The sequence below is a fragment of the Haladaptatus halobius genome, assembly GCF_020618475.1.
GTDB lineage: Archaea > Halobacteriota > Halobacteria > Halobacteriales > Haladaptataceae > Haladaptatus > Haladaptatus halobius.
The window spans coordinates 98,103-112,803 of sequence record NZ_CP085338.1 but is presented as its reverse complement, the minus strand read 5'-3'; the positions used below and the strand labels follow the sequence as shown (position 1 = coordinate 112,803).

The window sequence follows — 14,701 nt, the reverse complement described above, 5'->3', positions numbered from 1 at the left end:
AGTAGAAGCACGGTACCCGTCACGTCGGTAGCGTTGGCGGGCTTATCCGGTCGAATACATCGATGCTCCGAATCGAACTGCTCAACGGGGATGCGGATTGGCTATCTGTCGTGTGATCAGTCGATGGCAAGCGCGTGGTCGACGCTCATCTCGATCTCCTCCTTTGTCTGCTCGTCGAGTTCGACAAGCGGCGGCCGAACCGCTGCGGTCTCCAGCCAGCCGCGTGATTCGAGTGCGGCCTTCGTCGCCGGCGCGAACCCGTGGGTCACACACTGCTGAAAGAGCGGTGCGATCCGCTTGGCACCGACCGCCCGAGCTCGCTCGACATCGCCCATGGCCACCGCATCGCGGGCTGCGACGAACACTTCCGGAATCACGTTCGAAAGCGCGTTGATACCTCCCTCAGCACCCATAAGCATTCCCGGGACGACGTGACTGTCAAAGCCTTGGTAGAGTTGGAAGTCATCGGGTGCACGGGTCGCCACATCGAGGAAATAGTTGAAGTCACCGCTCGAGTCCTTTAATCCGCGGACGTTATCGTGGCGACCGACGCTCTCGACGGTGGCGGGTGGTATCTCCTGACCGGTGCAGGCTGGAATGTTATAGAGGTAAACTGGGAGTGCCGCATCGTCAGCAACTGCTGAGAGGAACGCCTCGTTTCCCGCTGGATCATTCGCGCTGTGAAAGTACGGGAGAACGACAAGTGCGGCGTCGGCACCTATGTCCGCCGCAGTCTCGATGCGGCCGAGCGTCCCAGGTACGGTGGTAGCAGCGGTACCGGCCATCACTGGCATGCCGTCGGCGGCGGCGACGGTCGTTTCTAGCACGACCCGGTACTCCTCGCTAGTTAGGCTGGCGAACTCACCGGTGGTTCCCGCTGGAACAAAGCCATTCATGTCGGCATCGACCAGTCGCTCAACCAACTCCGTAAGCGCAGTCTCGTCGACACTATCGCCTGCAAAGGGAGTGACGAGGGGACATAGAACTCCCTCGAAGGACACCGTATTGGATGTTGACATGGATAGGTAAAGCCATGCCAGAGAGTTAATTCTTGCCAGTGGTTCGATTCTTGCCAGCATTCAGTCGAATCGACGTTGAGCGGGTTTTCTCCGTCGTCGGGAGATACAAGATGGATGCCCGAGAAGTGGGAGTATGGAAGTCGAGGTGAATCTCTTTGGACCATATCGCGAGGCTGTCGGCGAGAAAACCGTTCGCCGGAAGCTCCCGGAGGGGGCGACGATTGCGGATCTTTTTCGCGATCTCGGGACGGATTATCCGGATCTTTCAGGGCAGGTAATCGATGATGACTCGATCTCCGGATCCGTGACGGTGACGAAGAACGGGAAGCACGTCGCTCTATTCGACGGCGCCAGGACGGAACTGGCCGACGGCGATTTGATACGTGCGGCACCACCGGTTCACGGCGGCTGATGCAACGCGTGACGGGATAGCATCGCTACACAGCAGTTCAATCCGTTTGTGCGTATTCGTCGACGGTCTCGTCCGGGACGGTGCCGTCGGCGTTCCAATCCCGTAGCTCGTAATACTCGTCCAGTGCGTCCTCAATACCGGGCAGGTCGTAGGGAAGCGTATCGTCCTCGCGATTCTTCCCGCGTTTATTGTTGAAGTGGCGTTCTAGTTCCACCACGCGGCTGCCGACTGCGAGTAGGTCATCGTAGTCACAACCGAACAGTATCTCGTGTTGATCCTCATTGATCAGACCGGTACCACCGGCGAACGCACAAACGATGCCGCTGTCGCGGAAGGCGGCGTGATCCTCACGTCGTCGAACGATCTCGGGCTTGCCTTCCAGTCCCTCGGAATCGATCTTGCCCGAGTACTCGACGCGCAGCGTCGTCGAATACATATGATCACCGCCACGGTTGGCGACCGCATAGGAGAGGCCCTGTCCGTGTAGGACGCGGCCGTCATGGGCGGCGAACTCCATGTTTTTGACCGTGTAGTCGCGGACGCCCAACTCCTCAGCGAAGCGGGCAATTCCCTCGGCTAGGATGTCGCCAATTCCCTCGCGGTGTGCGATCTTCTCGACCGTCTCGTGGACTAACTCTGCGTTGCCGAACTCGTCCTCGGCGGCAAGGTAGGCGGCAACGGCGTTGCCCGCGCTGATGGTGTCGAGGCCGTAACGGTCACACAACTCGTTTGATTTCATCACGTCCACCACGTCGTCGATTAACATGTTCGAGCCGAACGAGAACACCGTCTCAAACTCCGGTCCCTCGGTCTCGATGCCGCGCTCTTCGTCGCGGGTTGGGAGTTTACACGCGAACGCACAGACCGAACAGGCTGCCTTTTTGTACTTCTTCTCCTCGACGGCGTCACCGCCAATTTGGTCGGCGTGTTCGAAGTGGTACTCTTCGAAGTACTTAGTGGGCAGTGAGAAGTTGTCATTGATGAACTCGGTGCCTTGCGTCGTCCCCTGTCGGCGCATCATATCGTCGGAAGTGGCGGCGTTGCGGTGAACCGTCGACTGGACGTCCTCGTCCATCTCGATTTCGGGCGGCGAGTCGCCCGCGAACGTGATGCACTTGACGTTCTTGGAGCCGAGCACCGCGCCCAGACCACCGCGGCCGAACGCGCGGCTATTGTAGGTCATCACGCAGGCGTAGCGGACGAGATTCTCGCCCGCAGGACCGATGGCGATGATGTTCTCCGCCTCCAGGTCGTGATGTTCACTCATATAGTCGGTGACGGCGGGAACCTCTGCACCCTCGAGTTCGGCTACCTCCTCGAACTCGATACCGTCGTCAGTAACGTGTATGGCGAGTAATTCGTCGCTTACGCCGGTTAACTCGACGACGCTGTAACCAGTATCGCAGAAGTTCCGCGAGAGGTAGCCGCCGGCGTTCGTCGAGACGAGGCCGTCGGTCAACGGTGAGAGGCCGGTCATGCTCATCCGTCCGGTAAAGCTCATACTCGACATCTGGAGCGGACCGGTCGCCAGATAAGCGCGATTCTCCGAACCGAACGGATCGGCATCGAACGGGATGCGGTCGTGAGCAAGCTTCGTTGCTACTCCACGCCCACCAATGAACGCCGCCAGTTCATCGTCGATGTTCGTTTCGGTCGTCTCCCTAGCGCCCACGTCGATCGTAAGGAGTGGGCCTTCAGCGTGTAACATACGATAGTCAATGCCTATCAATAACAATAAAGATACGGATTGGGTGCCGGTTCTACTCAAATGGCATCGAACGCGTTTTGGAGTGCAGCCGCAGCCTCTGTACGGGCCTCTTCCGCCCGGTGAAGTTCGGGGAATGAGACGAACCCGTGGAAGACGTCATCGTATTCTGAGTAGGAAATGGGAACGCCAGCATCAGCTAATCGATCAGCGTAGATATGCCCGTCGTCACGTAGTGGGTCGACGCCCGCGGTGATCACCGTCGCTGGAGACACCCCTGAAAGATCGCGTGCTGCCAGTGGGGAGGCGTAAGGATGTTGACCGTCTAGCGCTCGGTCGAGGTACTGATTCCAGTACCATCGCATTGCGGCACGCGAAAGCACAGGATCTTCGGCGTGTTCCCGGTAGGAATTAGTATCGAACGCGTGGTTGGTGACCGGGTAGAACAGCACCTGCTGGATAGGTGCTGGCCCATCACGATCGCGAGCCATCAGCGCGGTTACTGTGGCCAAATTGCCTCCTGCGCTATCGCCAGCCACAGCGATTCGATCAGGATCCCCGCCGAGGCTTTCTACGTGTTCAACCGCCCACTCGAATGCGCCGTGGGCGTCGACAGCCGCCGCTGGAAAGGAGTGTTCTGGCGCCCGCCGATAGTCGACGGAGAGTGTTAGACAACCGACCCGCCGTGTCAGATCTCGACAGAGTTCGTCGTGGGTATCGAGGTCGCCCCGAACCCAACCGCCACCATGGAAGTACACTACCACGGGATACGATCCGCCGCCACCTGGCTCGTAGACGCGAATCGGAAGATGACTCTCTGGACCGGCTATCTCCATCTCACGGACTCCGCCGGCGAGTTCCGGCGTTTCGGAGCGAATAAATCGGTCACGGATCATCGCCCGAACAGCCGTCGGCGAAAGTGCATCGACCGGTGGAGTACGATCAGCGGTGAGATCCCTTCGCAATGATTCGGCCTGCGGGTGTAGTGTCGGGGTCATCGGTACGTACGAACAGTCGAGGTCATATGAACACTTGGGAATCACACACGTCGTCCGCGAAAGAACTTTCCTCTCACACAAAAAACACAGTGGGTAATGGTACCTACTTTCGCAGGATACCGGCGAGAGAACGGACGCATCGGCGTCCGAAACCACGTTGCGGTGATCCCAACCTCAGTAGCGGCGAGTAGTATCGCCAGTCACATCGCTGAGCGAGCAGGCGCGTGGGCGCGTGCAACACCACATCAGATGGGGACGTCTCAACAGGGGCCAACCCAACGACAAACAGAGCGTGTCCTCGTCGGCATTGGACGCAACCCGAACGTCGGTACCGCTCTCGTCGTCGAACTCGGCATTGAGGACATCGACGCGGCTGACCTCGCCGATCGGATTGCTAGCACCGGCAAGGCCGTCGAGAAACTCACCATCCGCGAGACCGGTGGAACACAGCCGGCCCTAGAGGAGGGTGTGTCTCTCGTCCGTACTCTGAACGAAGAAGCAAAGACCGCACGGCAGGAAGAGGCAGACGCAAGTGAGCTTATCTTCGCCGCAGAGTGTGGCGGCAGTGACGCTACATCCGGCATCGCCGCCAACCCTGCCGTCGGCAATGCCTGCGACCGCCTCATCAAGGATGGAGGAACGGCCTCGTTCAGTGAGACACCTGAGTTCATCGGCGCAGAACATATCCTCGCGGAGCGCTGCACCGACGGTGAGGTACGTGAACGCCTACTCGAACGAGTCGATCAGCGTGAAGCCCAAGCTGGGATCATGGGCGTTGACCTCCGCGGTGCACAGCCCACACCTGGAAACCAGGAAGGCGGTCTAACGACTATCGAAGAAAAAAGCCTTGGCGCCATCGCAAAGGGTGGGACGACGCCCGTGTGTGGGTTGGTTGAGTTCGCCGACGAACTGCCCGTTGGCGTTGGTCTTGTCCTGATGGACACACCAGGGTACGACGTTGAGTCCGTCGTGGCTAAGGTGGCTGGCGGAGCCCAAGTCGTCGCTTTCACCACCGGTCGTGGCAGTACAACGGGGAACCCAATTGCTCCGATCATCAAGGTCACTGGGAATCCACAGACGTGGAAGAAGATGTCTAACAATATGGACGTGAACGCAAGCACCGTCATTAATGGTGAGCCCATAGAGAACGTTGGAAAGCGTATCTACGATGAACTGTTCGCCGTCGCTGACGGCAAGCGAACGGAGGCCGAAACACGTGGCCTTGAGGAGTTCGCCATCAACGAAATTCAACCGCAGGAACTCGCGGAGGTGAGAAAATGAAGGGCATCGTCCTCGATGATATCGCTCTGCTCATGACTGGATCCGACAACGTCGCAACGGTTCTCGACGACGTTAAGGCCGGTCGCACTATCGAGTACGAGGGTGATACCGTCACCCTGAACGAACATGTCACGTTTGGGCATAAGATTGCACTCACGGATATTGCCGAGGGTGAGACGGTTCAAAAGTACGGCGAGGTGATCGGTCGGACAACCCAAGACGTCATCGCCGGTGAACGAGTTCACACGCATAACTGCGAGAGTACACGCGGCCGCGGCGACCGTATAGCCAAGGAGAGGACGATATGACGACTGACGCCATCGCCGAAGAGACTGAACCGTGTGAGGAGACGTTCACTGGATACCGACGCTCGGATGGGCGACTCGGGGTGCGAAACCAGGTTCTCGTCCTTCCGTCGGTCATCTGCTCACACCTAATCGCCGAGGAGATCGCAGCTCGCGCCGACCGTGCAGTGGCCGCGCCACACGATCACGGTTGTGCGCAACTCGGTGCCGATAACGACCAGACTAAGGAGACGTTCCTTGGCGTCGGGTCAAATCCAAATATCGCCGGAACAGTCGTCGTCGGACTCGGCTGCGAACATGTTCAAAGCGACGCTGTCGCCGCCGCACTCTCCGACCGTGATCTCCCCGTTCGTGAAGTCGCCATTCAAGACGCCGGGGGGACTGAACCCTGCATCAAACAGGGCATCGAGGCCGTCTCAGATCTCGGTGAGCACATCGAGACTGCTACACGGAAACGATCCTCGCTTGGCGATTTGACGGTCGGCATCGTAAGCAGCGACCTCGGTGATTCCACCATGCGGGAGGCCGACCCACTTGTCGGTGAATTCGCTCGCACTGTCATCGAGGCGGGTGGTCGTGTTATCGTCGCTGGCAACGAGCGGTTTACTGCCCATCCCAAAGAGACGCGTGCAGCCGCCGACAGGGACACGACACTGGATGTCGAGGCATTCCTCAAACGGCATCAGAACCTTCCGGCGCGAGCCATGCGAGTCCATTCGAAGGCGAGAGAACGCGGTTTCAAAGACAGTACCCGCTTCTGTGGCGACCTTCCCATCCGCGAGGTCGTCTCGTACGGTGAGGTAGCCACCCACGACCAAGGTCTTGCCATCGTCGACGCACCCTCACGCTTCGAAGAAGCAGCGACTGGCCTCGCGGCAGCCGGCGCACAGATCGTCCTCCACATCACCGGTGAGGGCATTCCGACGGGTCACCCGATCGTACCGGTTCTAAAGGTGTCCGCCAACGAGGACACGCTCGCAGCACTTCCGGACGATATCGACATTGATGCATCGGCCGTCACCACCACGGACTTGACAGAACGTGTCCTCACCATTGCAAACGGTGAAAAGACCTGTACAGAGCGTCACGGCATCACCGAGTTTGCCATCACGCGGGTCGGCCCTTCAATGTAACTACTAGCCTGCCACTGTCGATATCTCCTTGCTCATCGAAAGGTTGAAATTCCCCTCCGAGCAGAATAATGGAAAACCTTTTGGTTATAACCGCGAACTGCCTTATTATATGGGTATAATACGATTTCTTGACCCCGCCGGGAGTGTCCGGCGCGGTAACTGGATGGACGACGCCGTCACGTTCGCTGACCGTACCTACGACTTAGAGGAGATCACCGTTCTCCCGCCGACTGATCCTTCAAAAATCGTCTGTGTCGGTCTCAATTATGAAGACCATGCCGAGGAATCGGGCATGGAAGTTCCTGAGCGTCCACTTCTCTTCTTGAAGCCGCCGAACACGCTCGCCGCCCACGGCGACACTATCTCCTTGCTTCCCGGCAAAGACGAAATCGAGTACGAGGCCGAGCTAGCTGTCGTCATCGGGGAGCAGTGTCGGAACGTCGACGCCGAGGACGCCTACGATGTCGTTGAGGGCTTCACTTGTGCGAACGATGTCTCGAATCGTGACGACCAGATGGTCGAGCAAAATTGGGTCCGCGGTAAGGCCTTCGATAATGCCTGTCCTCTCGGTCCGGTCATCGTTCCTGCGGAGGACGTCCCTGAGGATGCATCCATCCAGCTTCGGCATAACGGCGATGTCGTTCAAGATTCGTCCCGCGCAGAGTTCATTTTCTCGATCCCTGAGCTTATCGCTGAGATCACGACCTATATGACCCTTGAAGTTGGTGATGTGATTCTCACGGGCACTCCCGCTGGCGTGGGGCCACTCGCCAACGGGGATACTACCGAAGTCGAAATCGAAGGTGTCGGTACCCTCGTCAACGAGTTCAGGGCCGATTGAGATTCCGGGCGAATCTATTTGTAGGCGGTGGCGTTTGTTCAATGTGATGCGCTCCCAAACACTCGTCATGGACGAGTCGGGTGATATCGATGTCCGGACTGTCGACGTCCCCGATATCGGTAATGACGAACTACTTGTCCACATTGAACTTACCGGTATCTGTGGCTCAGACATCCACATGCGAGAGGGTGGACTAGACCTTGACTTCCCAGTCGTCCCTGGCCATGAACTTGCTGGAGTCGTCGAGGCGGTGGGTGAAAACGTCACGACCGACTCAGCTGGCAACCGCATCGAGCCGGGAGACGGTGTCACTGTCGTCCCCGGTATTAATGTCGTTGACGACTGGTATACAAACCACGTCCCTGCCCATCCGCTTGCATGCACTGAGCGAAAAGTGTACGGCTTTCGTGATGTCGAAGATGAACCGCACGTCCACGGCGGTATGAGCCAGTATTTCCTCATCGAGAAGGACGCGCACTTCTTCCGCCTGCCCGACCATCTCGACGTGGAACTTGGCGCACTTGTCGAACCACTTGCTGTTGCAACCCATGCCCTTGATCTCTCCTATCAGCCAGGTGTGCCCTGGATTCGTGAGGGGTTTGGCATCGGTCAGTCCGTCGTCGTGCAGGGTGCCGGGCCGATTGGGATGCTCACCGCTGCTGCGGCAAATCACGCAGGCGCCGGCCAAGTCATCTCTGTCGACTTGGTTGACGAGCGCCTCGACCTCGCCGCGCAGTTCGGTGCGACTCACACCGTCAATGTCAGTGACTATGAGGATGATACCTTCATCGACGCCATCAACGAGATGACGCCCAGCGGTGAAGGACCGGACATTGTCATCGAGGCAGTTGGCCACCCGAATGCGTTCGAGCAGGCAATCGATATTTCGCGAAAGGCTGGCACCGTCGTCGAGGTAGGCCACTACGCCTACAACGGTGAGGCTGAGGTCGACCCCTCTCAGCTTATTCACAAAGAACTGTCCATCCGCGGGAGTCTTGCCTACCCGCCTACCCAGTTCGAGACGGCCATCTCACTGCTTGATCAGACATCTGAAAACCTCCCTTTCCGTAAACTGTTTAATCACCGTGTCGGCCTTGACGAAGCTGAATCCGCCTACGAGGCCCAGGCTGCCGGCGAAGCTTACCGTGCAACCGTCCATCCGAATCTCTGATTCTCCCCCCTGTCTTTATTAACTAACCGTGTGACCGTACGGATATGCCGCCGGAGATTACATCAATAGAGAGTACCGAGTTTAGCTACGAACTGGAGGACGTTGGAACTGACCAACACGGCTTCAATCTCGTCTACGACCCGGGCGAAACGACTGAGCGTAAACTGTTCGGCATCAAGATCCATACGGATACGGGAATTACTGGCGAGTACGTCGGTGGTAACTCGCCCGCAGCCGCACAGTATAACATTATCGCGAACTACCTGATTGGGAAGAACCCACTTGAGCGCGAGAAACATTGGAGCGAAGTGAAACGAGCGCTCCGGAAGTACGACCGGATGGGGATGGGTCCAATCGACATCGCGCTCTGGGACTTCGCCGGGAAGTACTATGACGCGCCCATTCACGAACTCCTCGGTACCTACCGTGAACGATTCCCTGCGTACGCGTCCACGTATCACGGCGACGAGAACGATGGTCTCGACTCGCCGCAAGCGTTCGCCGACTTTGCCGAGGAGTGCCTAGAGATGGGGTACAACGGCTTCAAAATTCATGGTTGGGGTGGTGGTGACGAGCAACGCGAACTCCAGCGGGAAATCGACGCCGTCCATGCCGTCGGCGAACAAGTGGGCAATGAGATGGATCTAATGCACGACCCGGCCTGCGAACTTGAGACATTCGCCGACGCACTCCAACTCGGCAAAGCGCTCGACGAACAGGAGTTCTTCTGGTACGAGGATCCGTTCCGTGACGGCGGAATCTCGATGCACGCTCACCGAAAGCTCTCACAGAGACTTGACACGCCTATCCTCCAGACAGAACACGTCCGAGGTCTTGAACTTAAAACAGACTTCGCGGCGAGCGAGTCTACTGACTTCGTGCGGGCAGATCCTGAGTACGACGCCGGCATTACGGGCGCGATGAAGGTTGCACATATCGCTGAAGGCTTCGGAATCGACGTGGAATTCCACGCGCCCGGGCCGGCCCAGCGCCATTGTATTGCCGCGACACGCAACACCAATTACTACGAACTCGCACTCGTCCATCCGGACTGCCAAAATACGCAGCCCCCGGTTTACCGAGGCGATTACTCCGATATGCTCGATACCATTGATAATGACGGAATGGTCAAGGTACCTGACGGTTCCGGCTTAGGCGTTGAATACAATTGGGAGTACATCGAGTCGAATACGACCGGGAGCGTCCACGTCTACGAGTAGTGATCCCGGAGAAGGGTTTCAGTCGCTGACTGCGCGATCATGTTTGCCTTTCGCAGGGGTGGGCATCTCGTCCGACTCGTGGGTGACAGTCCCGTGGACAAGAGCCTCACGAGTATTGGCATCAAAGAGGTGAATCGCCTCCTCATCGAAGGTGATCGTGACCACTTCACCCTCCTCTGGTTCAATGTAGGAAGGGCTGCGGACGCGGAACTCCTTTCCGTCTAGGTCGAGGTAGATGAAGTTGTCCGACCCAATGACTTCGACGACTTCTACGGTCGTCTTCACGGCTTTGGAGTCGGCGATGTTCTCATCAATTCGGATGTTCTCCGGGCGGACGCCGAAGGTAAACTGCGTGCTATCCGAGACGCTTTTGAGCGTATCGACGAACTCATCGGAGACTTGGAAGTCAAAGCTCCCATCGTTAATGAGGCGATTACCTCCATCTAGCTCGACATCGAGGAAGTTCATCGAGGGACTCCCGATGAAGTCTGCGACGAATAGGTTCGTCGGCTGGTAGTACACCTCTTTAGGTTCGCCGACCTGCTGGAGTGCGCCGCCATTGAGGATGACGATGCGATCGGACATCGTCATCGCCTCCTCCTGGTCGTGAGTGACGTAAATGGTCGTGATTCCGAGTTCTGAGTGGATACGAGAGAGCTCCGTTCGCATGTGCTTGCGGAGTTTCGCGTCGAGATTTGACAACGGCTCGTCGAAGAGGAATACTTCTGGTTCGCGGACAATAGCGCGCCCCGTCGCGACGCGCTGTTGTTGACCGCCTGAGAGAGAACCCGGCTTCTTATCAAGGAGGTCTTCGATACCCATCATTTCGGCCGCTTCCTCGACACGACTGTTAATCTCCTCATTGGTCAGGTCGGTACTCAGTCCAAGGCCGTAGCCCATGTTACCCCGAACAGTTTTGTGGGGATAGAGTGCATACGACTGAAACACCATTGCGATGTCTCGATCCTTCGGGGATACATTGTTGACGCGCTGCCCGTCGATACGGAGTTCGCCATCAGTGATGGACTCCAAGCCTGCAGCCATGCGGAGAGTGGTCGATTTCCCACAGCCAGATGGGCCGACGAAGACGATGAACTCACCGTCTTTGATCTCTAGGTCAAGTTCCTCAACTGCGACGATAGTGTTTGAACCGGTATCGAACACTTTAGTGACGTTATCGAATTCGACGTTAGCCATGATATATGCTCTCCTTTGACGTACTGTTTACACTGTAGTTGTTAGTTCTTCCCGTTTCAGTTGCGTGGGATAGAGGTACCTGCATTGGTATCACCCGGCAAGGCCCTCCCCGACGAAGCGCTGCGAGAGCGCGTAGAAGATGACCGGTGGCAGCACTAAGAGCACTGCCGCGGCCATCAGCAAGTTCCACTGGCGGAATGCATCACTGCCGAGGATGTAGTGGATAGCGACGGTTGCCGTCCGCACGCTCTTGTCGCTGGTCAGTACGAACACCCACAGGAAGTTGTTCCACGCGGTGAGAAACGAGAAGAGGGCGGCCGCACCGACAGCGGGCAGTGAGAGTGGCAAGACGATACGTACGAATGCACCAATCTCTGAATGGCCGTCGATGAGTGCGGCCTCTTCGATGTTCGGTGGGATGCCCTGCCGAAAGAATCCCTGGAGAAGCCAGATTGTCTGGGGCAGAACGAAGATAGACAGCGCAATGATGATGCCCACTAACGAGTTGATGAGTCCTAGGGTGTAGAAGATGTTGTACACTGGAATCGTGATAACGATCCAAGGGAACATTATTGTGAACACCGCAGTGTAGAACAAGAATTTGCGTCCTGGGAAATCGAGTCGGGCAAATGCGTACGCACCTGGGATGGAGAAGAACAGCGAGATGAGCGTCGCTGAAAGCGCGACGATGATGCTGTTTTTGAAATATGTCGTCATTGCAAACGAATTCCAAATTTGAAAGTATGGTTCGAGCGTGAGGTCCGAGATGGGTAAGTATCCCGTCGACGGGTCGATAGAAGCAAAGTTGTTTAGGACGGAGGTTCGGATGATCCAGTAATAGGGTAAGAGCGCCCAGACTGCCATGACGAACAGCCCAGCGTACAACAGGAACCGTGAGCGTTTATTTGCGTTGATCATGGCTATAGATAGAGATCCTCCTCTTCGTTTATAACGGTCACGTAGAAGATTGCGGCACCCATGGCCAGCACGATCATTACCATACCGATGGTGTAAGCACGTGCGAAGTTGAGTCTTACGTAGGCTACTTCATACGTGAGGATGCTCAAAAGCATCGTGCGAGTGCCTGGTCCTCCACCGGTCAGTTCGAACGGCTGGGCGAACTCGGCGATATTCCATGCAGTACGGAGTGCGAGGACGATAATCGTCGGAGTGACGAGATGAGGAAGGGTGACATCACGGAACCGGCGCAGACGCCCAGCACCCGCGAGTGCGGCAGCTTCATACTGTGCACTTGGAATATTGATGACGGCCGCTGAGTAAATGATACCTGCATAGCCGAAGTCGTGCCAGGCCTGTGCGATGATCATAGAGACGTAGGGCCAGAGCCCTTGGGAGAGGAACGTCGGTGGGTTCTGTATCCCGATATCGGATAGAAACATGTTCATGAATCCGAAATCCGGGCTCAAGAACCACATCCACACGACACCACCTGCAAGTGGCGCCGAGAAGTACGGAGACATAATGATTGCACTTAGCCACTCCCGAGGGCCTTCTTTAATTTCGCTCAAGAGGACAGCCACGAGCATGCCGAGCACAAGTTGGAGAAGCGTTGTCGCGAAGACGAAGACGATAGACCAGCCGAGCGCGAATACGAATAGGTCGTTGGTGATCATCCACATGTAGTTATCGAGCCCAATGAAATTCGAAGTGCCTGCACCGCCAAGCTGGGCGTTCGTGAACGTCAGCCACACCCCTTGTATCATTGGAATGTAAAATAGTAACGTGAACATCACGAACGTCGGGAGGATGAAGAGGTATCCCGTCCAGTTCCGCTTCAGACGATTCCAGAGCGACTCCTCAGTCAGCCCATACTTACGTCGGATCTCTTCGGCACTTCGTGCTGCTTGCGCCATGTTATCCATACCCTGGATTCGACCCATCAAAAAGATTGGGATTATCCGATTGAAACAAGCAGAGAGATATCAATACAAGCGTTTACTTGTTCTGCTCCTTTAGCGTTTTCTTGATATTCTGATTAATCTTCTTGGGTACTTCTTGGGGAGAGAGCTGTCCAGCAATGCTCGACGAGATGGTCTTGTTAATGTTGTTCCAGCGAATATCGCTGGTTCCCTTCACGTCCCAAGATGCCCCGGTCGTGGCGTACTGGGAACCGTACTTGTTTACATTGTCAATCGCATTCGTCGTCCATGATGGGAGCTTGTCACCATAGTTTTTGAGGAGCTTCTTCCCCATCGACGTAGTGCCGGGGATCGCCTCGTAGTACTTACCCCATGCAGGAAGGGCGAAGTCCTTATCCGTGAGCATGTAGACGTTGAGATCCCAAGCGGCTTGCTGTTTCTTCTTGCTGACGTCGAAGATGGATGTCTGCTGTTCGAGTGACCAAACATGACCGCCATGTTCGCCAGAAACACCCTCAAGTTCTGGGATTCCGACCTTTGCTCCGTATTCTGGGTCGAGTTTTGGGTTGGGAAGCAGCATGATGTCCCCGTTACCACCCCTCCAACCGAACTTGACATCCGACTTGACTTGTCGCCAGCGGTTGGCCGTCGGTGTCGCGTACATGAAGGACGCGACGCGGTTCGTGAGCATGAGTGAAGGAATCTCCTCGTCACCCCGTGAGGCGGACTTGTTGCTCGAGAATTTTCGTGCGAGTTTGATGCAGTTTTTGATCATACCGTCCGTCTTCGGTGCGTCCTTGTGGTCACTTCCGACGACGATAGTCGGATCCTTCGGATTGCCACGAAGCCATGGGTCGGTTCCGCCGGTGTAGGCAGTACGCGCCTCACCCCAGTAGGATTCAAGGTCATTATAGACACCCGTCTCCTCCCAAGCGGTGATGTCCTGGTTTTTGTCGATTTTCTCGATATAGTCGTAAAACTGACTCCACGTCGCCAAATCCTTCTGGGGGTTGGTGACGCCCGCTTTCTTGAACGCCTGAACGTTGATACCCAGGTTGCTGCTTGTATGGCGTTGGGCACCGCCGGACCAGTACTTCCCGCGGAACTTTGCAGAGTTCTTGTTCGCTGAGGTAAGGTCGTCTGGGAGGCTATCTGTCTTGTCGAAGAACGGCTTGTGATTCGGCACCTTCCCCTGGTTGTAGAACTTTAGGCCGAGCGCGCCACCCTCGGCGATCGCCGGCGGGTTACCGGCGTTAACGGTCGATGACAATTTCGTTTTGATATCCCCGTAGGAGACGGCCTGCAGGTTGACGTTGACCTTACCGTTCTTTTTCGCGAAGTCCTTCATGGACTTCTGATAATGGCTCCGAATGTCAGAGTTCTCTGCGGCCATCCCAGAAACGAAGTTGACGGTCATTGACGCCTGACTTCCTCCATTATTGTTTCCGGAGGTATCGCCGCCACCATTATTGCTAGAACAACCAGCGAGGCCACCAAGAGCGCCTGCAGCCGCCGTCGCCCCCGCTCCTTTCACGAAAG

14 protein-coding genes are annotated in these 14,701 nt (G+C 56.6%); 7 read left to right on the top strand and 7 right to left on the bottom strand.

Annotated features, from left to right (window positions below; translation table 11 throughout):
- Positions 1–116: 116 nt before the first annotated feature.
- The gene (locus tag LIW51_RS28255; protein WP_227379349.1) at positions 117–1,019 is read right to left on the bottom strand and encodes a dihydrodipicolinate synthase family protein; all 903 of its coding nucleotides are present in this window, start codon (positions 1,017–1,019) and stop codon (positions 117–119) included.
- 133 nt (positions 1,020–1,152) lie between these two features.
- Between LIW51_RS28255 and LIW51_RS28250 the strand changes: the two genes are divergently transcribed.
- A complete protein-coding gene (locus LIW51_RS28250; protein WP_227379348.1) occupies positions 1,153–1,431 on the top strand; it encodes a ubiquitin-like small modifier protein 1 in 279 nt (92 codons plus the stop codon).
- Positions 1,432–1,468: 37 nt separating this feature from the next.
- Here LIW51_RS28250 and LIW51_RS28245 read toward each other — a convergent pair whose 3' ends face one another.
- Entirely contained in the window at positions 1,469–3,139 is a 1,671-nt protein-coding gene (locus LIW51_RS28245; protein ID WP_227379347.1) for an aldehyde ferredoxin oxidoreductase family protein, read from the bottom strand.
- Positions 3,140–3,195: 56 nt separating this feature from the next.
- Positions 3,196–4,134 carry a LipP1 family hormone-sensitive lipase gene (gene lipP1 / locus LIW51_RS28240; protein ID WP_227379346.1) on the bottom strand — a complete coding sequence of 313 codons (939 nt, stop codon included), beginning with the start codon at positions 4,132–4,134 and terminating at the stop codon, positions 3,196–3,198.
- 96 nt (positions 4,135–4,230) lie between these two features.
- Here lipP1 and LIW51_RS28235 point away from each other — a divergent pair, with 96 nt between their 5' ends.
- From LIW51_RS28235 to LIW51_RS28210, 6 genes are all read left to right on the top strand, one after another.
- Complete coding sequence (locus tag LIW51_RS28235; RefSeq protein WP_227379345.1) at positions 4,231–5,415, top strand: UxaA family hydrolase; 1,185 nt, start codon at positions 4,231–4,233, stop codon at positions 5,413–5,415.
- The gene (locus LIW51_RS28230) at positions 5,412–5,723 is read left to right on the top strand and encodes a UxaA family hydrolase (protein WP_227379344.1); all 312 of its coding nucleotides are present in this window, start codon (positions 5,412–5,414) and stop codon (positions 5,721–5,723) included. Before LIW51_RS28235 ends, LIW51_RS28230 begins: the two co-directional genes overlap by 4 nt.
- Positions 5,720–6,853 (top strand): UxaA family hydrolase, encoded by a 1,134-nt coding sequence (locus LIW51_RS28225; protein ID WP_227379343.1) that lies wholly within the window; start codon positions 5,720–5,722, stop codon positions 6,851–6,853. The genes LIW51_RS28230 and LIW51_RS28225 overlap by 4 nt, the downstream gene beginning before the upstream one ends.
- 109 nt (positions 6,854–6,962) lie before the next feature.
- On the top strand, positions 6,963–7,694 hold the full coding sequence (locus tag LIW51_RS28220) for a fumarylacetoacetate hydrolase family protein (protein WP_227379342.1): 732 nt from the start codon (positions 6,963–6,965) through the stop codon (positions 7,692–7,694).
- Between the two features lie 46 nt (positions 7,695–7,740).
- Positions 7,741–8,865 carry a zinc-dependent alcohol dehydrogenase gene (locus tag LIW51_RS28215; protein ID WP_227379341.1) on the top strand — a complete coding sequence of 375 codons (1,125 nt, stop codon included), beginning with the start codon at positions 7,741–7,743 and terminating at the stop codon, positions 8,863–8,865.
- 44 nt (positions 8,866–8,909) lie between these two features.
- Positions 8,910–10,085, top strand: a complete 1,176-nt coding sequence (locus tag LIW51_RS28210) for a mandelate racemase family protein (RefSeq protein WP_227379340.1) — start codon at positions 8,910–8,912, stop codon at positions 10,083–10,085.
- Between the two features lie 18 nt (positions 10,086–10,103).
- Here the strand turns inward: LIW51_RS28210 and LIW51_RS28205 are convergent, their stop codons facing one another.
- The 4 genes from LIW51_RS28205 to LIW51_RS28190 form a co-directional block, all read right to left on the bottom strand.
- Positions 10,104–11,282: an ABC transporter ATP-binding protein gene (locus LIW51_RS28205; protein ID WP_227379339.1), complete on the bottom strand. Its 1,179-nt coding sequence runs from the start codon at positions 11,280–11,282 to the stop codon at positions 10,104–10,106.
- 90 nt (positions 11,283–11,372) lie between these two features.
- Entirely contained in the window at positions 11,373–12,200 is an 828-nt protein-coding gene (locus tag LIW51_RS28200; protein WP_227379338.1) for a carbohydrate ABC transporter permease, read from the bottom strand.
- A gap of 2 nt (positions 12,201–12,202) precedes the next feature.
- The gene (locus tag LIW51_RS28195; protein WP_227379337.1) at positions 12,203–13,156 is read right to left on the bottom strand and encodes a carbohydrate ABC transporter permease; all 954 of its coding nucleotides are present in this window, start codon (positions 13,154–13,156) and stop codon (positions 12,203–12,205) included.
- Positions 13,157–13,238: 82 nt separating this feature from the next.
- The gene (locus LIW51_RS28190) at positions 13,239–14,579 is read right to left on the bottom strand and encodes an extracellular solute-binding protein (RefSeq protein WP_368411877.1); all 1,341 of its coding nucleotides are present in this window, start codon (positions 14,577–14,579) and stop codon (positions 13,239–13,241) included.
- Positions 14,580–14,701: the final 122 nt, after the last annotated feature.

Excerpts from the sequence above, each read along its gene's own strand:
- LIW51_RS28255 (WP_227379349.1), bottom strand. The coding sequence starts at position 1,019 with ATGTCAACATCCAATACGGTGTCCTTCGAGGGAGTTCTATGTCCCCTC.
- LIW51_RS28250 (WP_227379348.1), top strand. The coding sequence starts at position 1,153 with ATGGAAGTCGAGGTGAATCTCTTTGGACCATATCGCGAGGCTGTCGGC.
- LIW51_RS28245 (WP_227379347.1), bottom strand. The coding sequence starts at position 3,139 with ATGTTACACGCTGAAGGCCCACTCCTTACGATCGACGTGGGCGCTAGG.
- lipP1 (WP_227379346.1), bottom strand. The coding sequence starts at position 4,134 with ATGACCCCGACACTACACCCGCAGGCCGAATCATTGCGAAGGGATCTC.
- LIW51_RS28235 (WP_227379345.1), top strand. The coding sequence starts at position 4,231 with ATGGTACCTACTTTCGCAGGATACCGGCGAGAGAACGGACGCATCGGC.
- LIW51_RS28230 (WP_227379344.1), top strand. The coding sequence starts at position 5,412 with ATGAAGGGCATCGTCCTCGATGATATCGCTCTGCTCATGACTGGATCC.
- LIW51_RS28225 (WP_227379343.1), top strand. The coding sequence starts at position 5,720 with ATGACGACTGACGCCATCGCCGAAGAGACTGAACCGTGTGAGGAGACG.
- LIW51_RS28220 (WP_227379342.1), top strand. The coding sequence starts at position 6,963 with ATGGGTATAATACGATTTCTTGACCCCGCCGGGAGTGTCCGGCGCGGT.
- LIW51_RS28215 (WP_227379341.1), top strand. The coding sequence starts at position 7,741 with ATGCGCTCCCAAACACTCGTCATGGACGAGTCGGGTGATATCGATGTC.
- LIW51_RS28210 (WP_227379340.1), top strand. The coding sequence starts at position 8,910 with ATGCCGCCGGAGATTACATCAATAGAGAGTACCGAGTTTAGCTACGAA.
- LIW51_RS28205 (WP_227379339.1), bottom strand. The coding sequence starts at position 11,282 with ATGGCTAACGTCGAATTCGATAACGTCACTAAAGTGTTCGATACCGGT.
- LIW51_RS28200 (WP_227379338.1), bottom strand. The coding sequence starts at position 12,200 with ATGATCAACGCAAATAAACGCTCACGGTTCCTGTTGTACGCTGGGCTG.
- LIW51_RS28195 (WP_227379337.1), bottom strand. The coding sequence starts at position 13,156 with ATGGCGCAAGCAGCACGAAGTGCCGAAGAGATCCGACGTAAGTATGGG.
- LIW51_RS28190 (WP_368411877.1), bottom strand. The coding sequence starts at position 14,579 with ATGACCGTCAACTTCGTTTCTGGGATGGCCGCAGAGAACTCTGACATT.